This is a genomic window from Pedococcus sp. NPDC057267, assembly GCF_042668795.1.
Taxonomy (GTDB): domain Bacteria; phylum Actinomycetota; class Actinomycetes; order Actinomycetales; family Dermatophilaceae; genus Pedococcus.
Window position 1 is genome coordinate 1 of sequence record NZ_JBHUYG010000143.1, and the last position, 7,730, is coordinate 7,730.

General features: G+C 73.4%; 8 protein-coding genes. 2 read left to right on the forward strand and 6 right to left on the reverse strand.

The annotated features are described in order from the left end of the window. The first annotated feature begins 112 nt into the window (after positions 1-112). Positions 113-1,162, forward strand: coding sequence for a GDSL-type esterase/lipase family protein (locus ACFUC1_RS19555; RefSeq protein WP_379122810.1), 1,050 nt, complete (start codon positions 113-115; stop codon positions 1,160-1,162). A gap of 54 nt (positions 1,163-1,216) precedes the next feature. Here ACFUC1_RS19555 and ACFUC1_RS19560 read toward each other — a convergent pair whose 3' ends face one another. From ACFUC1_RS19560 to ACFUC1_RS19585, 6 genes are all read right to left on the reverse strand, one after another. Next, complete coding sequence (locus ACFUC1_RS19560) at positions 1,217-1,777, reverse strand: dihydrofolate reductase family protein (RefSeq protein WP_379122812.1); 561 nt, start codon at positions 1,775-1,777, stop codon at positions 1,217-1,219. Positions 1,778-1,928: 151 nt separating this feature from the next. Then, a complete protein-coding gene (locus ACFUC1_RS19565) occupies positions 1,929-3,338 on the reverse strand; it encodes a DUF222 domain-containing protein (protein WP_379122814.1) in 1,410 nt (469 codons plus the stop codon). Positions 3,339-3,500: 162 nt separating this feature from the next. Continuing rightward, the gene (locus tag ACFUC1_RS19570) at positions 3,501-4,142 is read right to left on the reverse strand and encodes a DNA-3-methyladenine glycosylase family protein (RefSeq protein WP_379122816.1); all 642 of its coding nucleotides are present in this window, start codon (positions 4,140-4,142) and stop codon (positions 3,501-3,503) included. 107 nt (positions 4,143-4,249) lie between these two features. Next, positions 4,250-4,651: a DUF488 domain-containing protein gene (locus ACFUC1_RS19575; RefSeq protein ID WP_379122818.1), complete on the reverse strand. Its 402-nt coding sequence runs from the start codon at positions 4,649-4,651 to the stop codon at positions 4,250-4,252. Positions 4,652-4,704: 53 nt separating this feature from the next. Next, positions 4,705-4,845 carry a hypothetical protein gene (locus ACFUC1_RS19580; RefSeq protein ID WP_379122820.1) on the reverse strand — a complete coding sequence of 47 codons (141 nt, stop codon included), beginning with the start codon at positions 4,843-4,845 and terminating at the stop codon, positions 4,705-4,707. A 72-nt stretch (positions 4,846-4,917) separates the two neighbouring features. After that, positions 4,918-5,586 carry a methyltransferase domain-containing protein gene (locus ACFUC1_RS19585; protein WP_379122822.1) on the reverse strand — a complete coding sequence of 223 codons (669 nt, stop codon included), beginning with the start codon at positions 5,584-5,586 and terminating at the stop codon, positions 4,918-4,920. Positions 5,587-5,761: 175 nt separating this feature from the next. Between ACFUC1_RS19585 and dnaK the strand changes: the two genes are divergently transcribed. Beyond that, on the forward strand, positions 5,762-7,660 hold the full coding sequence (gene dnaK / locus ACFUC1_RS19590; protein WP_379122824.1) for a molecular chaperone DnaK: 1,899 nt from the start codon (positions 5,762-5,764) through the stop codon (positions 7,658-7,660). The last annotated feature ends 70 nt before the right edge of the window (positions 7,661-7,730 follow it).

Here is a 7,730-nt window from a genome sequence, read left to right on the forward strand (position 1 = left end):
CCCTCGCGGTGGCCGGGCCCGTCCGCGTCCGCGGCGTCGCGTAGCGTCGTGGCCAGGTGGTCGCGGTCGGTCGCGGCCCGTCGTGACCCGTCGTCCCCCAGGGAGGTGTGCCGTGCGACGCAGCCGTGCGGGAGCGCTTGCCGCCCTGCTCGTCGCGGTCGTCGTCGGCGGCGGCGCGGCTCTCGCGGTCACGCAGCACGACGGCGCCGGCGCCGGCGCCACCCCGCCGAGACCGACCACCACCGCCCCGAGCCGGGCCGCGGCGACGGGTGCGAGCGGCACCCCGGCTCCCGGCGCGACCTCGGGTGCCTCGGGTGCCCCACCCTCCTCCGGGAGCGGCGCCGGCGTGCGCACGGTCGTGGTGCTCGGCGACTCCTACTCCGCCGGCAACGGGGCGGGTGGCTCGACCGGGGCCTGCTACCGGAGCCCGCGCAGCGCCGCCCGCCTGTATGCCGCGAGCGTGGGCGCGCGGGCCGTCGACGCCTCGTGCAGCGGCGCGGTGGTGTCCGACCTGGTCTCGCCCGACCGGGCGGGGAACCCGGCGCAGGACTCGGTGGTGGACCAGCGCGCCGACGTCGTCGTGCTCACCATGGGCGGCAACGACGTCGGGTTCGGCGACATCGTCACCCAGTGCTTCCTGCTTGCCACGGGGGCCCGGCCCGGCGGCTGTGCCGAGGAGGTGTCCCGGGCGCGGGGCCTCCTGCCCCAGGTGCAGACCGCGCTCACCGATGCATTGCTGCAGGTGCGCTTCCGCATGCGCCCGGATGCCGTGCTGGTGCTGCGGGCGTACCCGCTGCTCGCCCCGGACCGTCCGTTCGTGCAGCAGGGCGGCTACGACGCCAACGCAGGCGTCCGCGAACTCGGTACCGACGGCGTCGCCATGCAGGACAGGGTCGTGCGGGCCGTGCGTGCCCGGGTGCCCGGTGGTGCCGGGGCGCGCACGTACCTGGACACCTCGGCGCTGCGTTTGTTCGCGGGGCACGAGCTGGGCGCCGGTGGGGTGACGGGCACGGCCACGGCGGGCGGGACGGCGTCCGTGCCGTGGTTCGACGGGTTCCAGACGCCGGGTGCGGACGTGGCCGACGTCTACCACCCCAACGCGCTGGGCCAGGCCGCGTGGGCGCAGTCGCTGCGCGACTTCCTCGCCCCGCTGACCCGCTGACCCGCTGACCCGCTGAGTCGCTGCGCTGCACCACCGGGCCAGGAGTCGCCCCTCCTACGGCTGGGCGCCGAGGACCCGGAACCGCAGGATCGTGGCGTCCCCGGACTGCCTGCGGTCGATCGGTTCGAGGTCCGTGCGCGGGGTGGTCGGCGAGGAGAACCTCGTGCCGTCGACGAGCAGCACCGGCAGGACGTAGACGAGGAGCTCGTCCACGAGCCCTGCCTCGAGGCACTGGCCGGCGGCGTGGGCTCCGAGGACCTCGACGTCCCTGTCGCCGGCGGCGTCCCGTGCCGTCGCGACGGCGGCGCGGATGTCTCCCGAGACGACCGTCACGCCGGCCGGTACGGGGTCCAAGGGGCGGTGGGTGAGGACGAACATGGGACCGGTGAACGGGTAGTCCACGAGGTCCGTCGACTCGGCGCGCATCCGCTCGCCGACGTCCCAGGTCCGCCGGCCGACGAGCATCGCCCCGGTGGCGCCCGCGATCCGGGCCATGTCGTCCGGGTCGACGAAGTCCGCCAGCGCCCGCCCGCGGCCCCAGTCCATCGAGTCACCCGGACCGGCGATGAACCCGTCCAGCGACATGCACCTGTTGACGACGACCTTGCCACCCATCGCACTTCCCCCTCCGTCCGTGCCGTGCCCCCGTGACACCGTGATCCTGCCGCCCCGGGACGCGGAGCGGAAGGGCCACGACTGCTCTGGACGAGAGCCGTACGGCCGCACGCGAGGGACCCCGCTGGTGGTGGCGGGGTTCGGAGCGGGCTCATGGTCGCCACGCCTGAGGGGGCGGGGGACCAGGCGCAGCCGTCGACACCTGGCCCCGCTCGTCGAAGACCCGGGTGCTCGCGCAGGCCGCCTGCGCGGGACGCGGGTCGACTGCTGACGATGAGGACACGGAGAGCATGTCGGCGGAACGGGGACGCCGCTGCGACAGCCAGTGGTCGTACGCGCCGGGCGTGACGTCCCACTCGACCCGGCCCTCCCCCACCGTGCCGTGGAAGCCCTTGGCGTGCACGACCGTGTGGTGCCGGCCGCAGAGCAGCGCTGCGTGGTCGAGGTCGGTGGGGCCGCCGTCGGCCCAGTGCCAGAGGTGGTGCGCGTCGCACCAGGACGCCGGCACCGAGCAACCGGTGAAGGAACAGTGCCCGTCGCGCAGCCAGAGCGCACGCACCTGCGCGCTGCTGAAGAACCGGTGGCGGCGACCGAGGTCGACGACCTCGCCCGACGAGCCGAGCACCACGGGCACCACGCCGGCGTCGCACGCGATCCGGCGCACCGTCTCGGGGCCGAGCAGCTGGCCCACGTCGCCGGACCCGAACACGGTGCCGGCCCCGAGCCGGGCGGTGAGGTCGGCGAGGTCCATGCTCACGAAGAGCTGCGCCTTGGGGGTCGTGGGCACGCCGTCGGCGGACGCCACCCCCCGCCGCACGACCTCGACGAGCGCGTCGAACCGCCGCTGGCCCGAGGGCCGCCGGTCGGGCTCGCCGTCCGCCGGCCTCGGCGCGGAGAGGGCCTGGACCGCGGCCTCCAGCACGGCCCTGCCCTCGGCGTCCGCCACGAGGCGGTACTCATACAGGCCCGAGCCGTCGTCCATCGGCTGCGACAGGGAGGTCCGCTCGCGGAGCCGGTCCTGCTCGCCCTGGAACTCGCCGTCGTGGCCGTAGCGCGCGACCAGCCGCCGACGCACGGCGCGGATGTCGCGGCGGGTGCCCTCCTCGGCGATGCCGACGAGAGCCTCCATCACCGGCCCCTGCGCAGCCGGGTGCAGGCGGTGCCCGATGCGCTCGTACTCGTCGACGACACAGGCGGCGTGCATCACCGGGACCCGGGCGTCCAGCACCGCCTCCTTGAGGAGGGCGTACCGGGGCAGCCGCGCGTGCTCGACCACGGTCACGACCGGCGCCGAGCCACCCGCCCGCAGCGAGGGGGCGTGGTCGCGCAGCCAGCGCTGCGCCCCCGTCGTGCCACCGGAGGCCTCTCCGCGCTCGACCGCCGCGGCGAGCACGGCGACCCGGCCGGCCCCCACTCGCGCGCCGACCCGGTCGACCAGGGTCAGCAGCGGCCCGAGCTCGGTGCCCTGCGCGGACCACAGCTCCTCACCAATCCCGTCGAGGGCGGCACAGGCCAGCTCGAGCGCCTCGCGACGCTGCTCGAGTGCCATGCCCCCTGACATGCACCCAACCTAGCGGCGACCACCGACAGTGTAAGCACGCTGAATCCCTTGCAGCAGAACGAATTCGAGCACCCCTCGGGTATCATTCCGTGTGCGACCGCTGACGCACAGCGCCTCTTTCGCGACCCCTCCTCGGTATGCCGGCGGCGCTGCTGCCTGCGCTCAGCCGAGGACGGTCACCGGGGTCTCGACGCGACCCCGCCGGTCCAGGTAGCCGTGCCACAGCAGCCGCGCAGCCGTCGACCGGTGCGGCCGCCAGCGCTCGCCGAGGTCCTCGAGCTCCGCCTGGGTCGGCACCCCGTCCAGGCCGAGCGCCTCCGCAGTGGCCACCTGCAACGCGCGGTCACCCACCGGCCACAGGTCGGGGCGGCCGAGACAGGCCAGGAGGTACACGTCGGCAGTCCACCGGCCGATGCCCGGCAGCGAGGTGAGCTCGCGCCGCACCCCGTCGTCGTCGAGCTCGGCAAGGCCGTCGAGGTCCAGGCGCTGCGTGAGCACCGCGGTGGCCAGGGCGCGCAGGTAGCGGTCCTTCTGCCGCGAGACCCCGTCCGTCCGCAGCTCCTCCGGCGTCGCCGCCAGGATCGCGGCGGGGGTCATCGAGCCGACCCGGTCCAGCACCCGCGCGTATGCCGCGGCAGCACTGGCGAGCGACACCTGCTGCTCGAGGATGAACAGGACGAGGCTGGGGAACCCGGCGGGGCGCAGCCACAGCGTCGGTGTGCCGTGTGCCTCCACGAGGGCGGCAAGGTGCTCGTCGGACTCGGTGAGCTCCTCGACGGTCCGCCGGAAGAGGATGTCGTCCACCGGGCGACGGTACCCGAGCGGCCGTCGTGGCGCTGGACGTCGCGCAGGGTCTCCCGGGCCCCGGTGTCCCTGACGCAGCGCTGGTCGCCGATGGTTCGGGAGGACCCTCAGGGCTGCTCGTCGGTGGCCAGCTCGGCCCCAGCCGCCACCAGCAGCTCACGCAGCACCGACCGGTGGCAGCGGGACTCGTCCTCGCAGTAGCAGCCGACCGACACCTCGGTGCGCCGGGACGTCGCCGCCAGCAGGTCGAGCACGTGCCGCGCACCGGGCTGGGCCATCTCGCGCCGGTAGGCCCGCACGAAGGCCGCCCACTCCCGGTCGGTGCCGGCGGTCAGCGCCCGGGTCACGAGCGCGGCGCTCGGCGCGAGCTCGGGCAGCCACACGTCGTACCAGTCCCGGCTGGCGAACTCCGCCCGCGGGACGCCGCGCGGGGGACGGCGGACCGTCCCGATGCGCAGGCCCTCACCCTCGTGCCTCGGCGACCCGAGGCGTACCACTCGCAGTGCCATCGCCCCACTGTGCCACCGCCCATCCGGCCCCCTTCCGCCGGAGGGGCGGCAGCTCAGCCGGCCCGGAGCCGGCGGCGCTCCTCGCGCAGCGACTGGACCTGCGCCCAGTACTCGCTGCGGTCCCGGTCCCCACGCACGTGAGGTACCTGCGGGGCCGGGACCACCCGCAGGTGGCGGGAACGCTGCTGTGCCATGTCCCGAACGGTAGGACCGACCACCGACAACGGGATGGCGACAACGGGATGCCGACGACGGATGCCGGCACGTCAGGCTGGGAGCCGGGCCTCGCCCAGGACGTGCGGGCTGGCCGGCATCGTGAGGCCGGTCTCGGGGAAGCGGAAGCGCCGGGCGCCGGTGACCTCGAAACCGGCCGCCCGGACCTCGGCCACCTGGTCGCGGGAGGTGTGGCAGCCGCCGACCAGCAGCGGCCACAGGGTGGCGTCGGCGAGCCGCTGCACCCGGCGCAGCCCCGGCTCCTCGGCGACGGTGTGCTCGAGGAACCGCACCGTCCCGCCGGGGCGCAGCACCCGTGCGACCTCGGCCACCGCAGCACTCGGGTCCGCGACCGAGCAGAGCACCAGGCAGACGACCGCTGCGTCCATGCTCGCGTCGGGCAGGGGGAGCGCCTCCGCCCGCCCCGGCACGACGGTCACCGGCCGCCCTGCCTCGGTGGCCGCCTGTGCCCGCCGCCTCCCGGCCTCGCGCAGCCGCGGCTCGGGCTCGACCCCGACCACCTCGGTGACCGCGGCGGGGTAGTGCGCGAAGTTGAGCCCGTTGCCGCACCCCACCTCGACCACCCGTCCGCGCAGCGGGGCGAGCAGCTCGCGGCGCAGGTCCGCCATCCCCGCCGGCTCGATCCGCTCGCTGGCGCGGGCGTAGAACCGGCTGAACAACGGACGGGACAGGTCTGGGGACAGGTCAGCGGTGCGGGCCATGGCTCACCCTCCCACGCTGGTCCCGCCGGCCGGGAACATCCGACGCCACCGCAAAGTTGAGTCAGGTGAGCGCAAGTTCGGACGCCCCGATTTGCCACGCGGCATACCGGCTCCTAACTTGAGTCACGACAACTCAACCCGAGCACCATCCACGAGCACCACAGGAGAAACCACCATGGCACGTGCGGTCGGCATCGACCTCGGTACCACCAACTCGGCTGTCGCCGTCCTCGAGGGCGGGGAGCCGACCATCATCGCCAACGCGGAGGGTGGTCGCACGACCCCGTCCGTCGTCGCCTTCTCCAAGGGTGGCGAGGTCCTCGTCGGCGAGATCGCCAAGCGCCAGGCCGTCACCAACGTCGACCGGACCATCCGGTCGGTCAAGCGCCACATCGGCACCGACTGGAAGTCGGCCGAGATCGACGGCAAGCGGTACACCGCGCAGGAGATCTCCGCGCGCATCCTGCAGAAGCTCAAGCGCGACGCCGAGGCCTACCTCGGCGAGGACGTGACCGACGCCGTCATCACCGTCCCCGCGTACTTCGACGACCACGAGCGCCAGGCCACCAAGGAGGCCGGTGAGATCGCGGGCCTCAACGTCCTGCGCATCATCAACGAGCCCACCGCCGCGGCCCTCGCGTACGGCCTCGACAAGGGCAAGGAGGACGAGCTCATCCTCGTCTTCGACCTCGGTGGCGGCACCTTCGACGTGTCCCTCCTCGAGGTCGGCAAGGACCCCGAGGACGGCTTCTCCACCATCCAAGTCCGCGCGACCTCCGGTGACAACCAGCTCGGTGGCGACGACTGGGACGAGCGCATCGTCCAGCACCTGCTCACCGTCGTGAAGAACACCTCGGGCGTCGACCTGGCCAAGGACAAGATCGCCATGCAGCGCCTGCGCGACGCGGCGGAGCAGGCCAAGAAGGAGCTCTCCTCCTCGACCTCGACCACGGTGTCGCTGCAGTACCTGTCGATGTCGGAGAACGGGCCGATCCACCTCGAGGAGACGATCACCCGCGCCCAGTTCGAGCAGATGACCAAGGACCTGCTCGACCGCACCCGCCAGCCGTTCGCCAACGTCATCAAGGACGCCGGCATCTCGGTGGGCGACATCGACCACGTGGTCCTCGTCGGCGGCTCGACCCGCATGCCGGCCGTCAGCACCCTCGTCAAGGAGCTCACCGGCGGCAAGGAGCCCAACAAGGGCGTCAACCCGGACGAGGTCGTCGCCGTCGGCGCGTCCCTGCAGGCCGGTGTCCTCAAGGGCGAGCGCAAGGACGTCCTGCTCATCGACGTCACGCCGCTGTCGCTCGGCATCGAGACCAAGGGTGGCCTGTTCACCAAGCTCATCGAGCGCAACACCGCGATCCCGACCAAGCGCTCCGAGGTGTTCTCGACCGCCGAGGACAACCAGCCCAGCGTGCTCATCCAGGTCTTCCAGGGCGAGCGCGAGATCGCGCAGCACAACAAGGCGCTCGGCACCTTCGAGCTGACCGGCATCGCGCCGGCCCCGCGCGGCGTGCCGCAGATCGAGGTCACCTTCGACATCGACGCCAACGGCATCGTCAACGTCTCCGCCAAGGACCGGGGCACCGGCCAGGAGCAGAAGATCACGATCTCCGGCGGCTCGGCCCTCCCCAAGGAGGACATCGAGCGCATGGTTCGCGAGGCCGAGGAGCACGCGGCCGAGGACAAGAAGCGGCGCGAGGAGACCGAGGCCCGCAACACCGCGGAGAACCTCGTCTACTCGACCGAGAAGTTCCTCACCGACAACGCCGACAAGCTCCAGGAGGACCAGCGCAAGCCGGTCGACGAGGCCCTCGCGGACCTCAAGGAGGCCCTCAAGCCCGAGTCCGGCGCGACCCCCGAGGACATCTCGGCCAAGAGCAGCAAGCTCTCCGAGGAGTCCCAGAAGATGGGCACCGCGATGTATGCCGCCGCCTCGGCCGCGGACGCGTCCGCCGGGTCCGAGGGTGCGGGCGCGGGTGAGGGTGGCGCCGCGGGCGGTGCCGGTGCCTCCGACGACGACGTCGTCGACGCCGAGGTCGTCGAGGACGACGAGGAGAAGAAGTGACCGACCAGAACCCGACGGCTGACCAGCCCGACGGAGCCGAGGCGATGGTGGGCTCGGAGGAGTTCGAGCC

Bases quoted from the DNA above. Each gene is read 5' to 3' on its own strand.
- ACFUC1_RS19560 (WP_379122812.1), bottom strand. From the start codon at position 1,777: ATGGGTGGCAAGGTCGTCGTCAACAGGTGCATGTCGCTGGACGGGTTC.
- ACFUC1_RS19565 (WP_379122814.1), bottom strand. From the start codon at position 3,338: ATGTCAGGGGGCATGGCACTCGAGCAGCGTCGCGAGGCGCTCGAGCTG.
- ACFUC1_RS19575 (WP_379122818.1), bottom strand. From the start codon at position 4,651: ATGGCACTGCGAGTGGTACGCCTCGGGTCGCCGAGGCACGAGGGTGAG.
- ACFUC1_RS19580 (WP_379122820.1), bottom strand. From the start codon at position 4,845: ATGGCACAGCAGCGTTCCCGCCACCTGCGGGTGGTCCCGGCCCCGCAG.
- ACFUC1_RS19585 (WP_379122822.1), bottom strand. From the start codon at position 5,586: ATGGCCCGCACCGCTGACCTGTCCCCAGACCTGTCCCGTCCGTTGTTC.
- dnaK (WP_379122824.1), top strand. From the start codon at position 5,762: ATGGCACGTGCGGTCGGCATCGACCTCGGTACCACCAACTCGGCTGTC.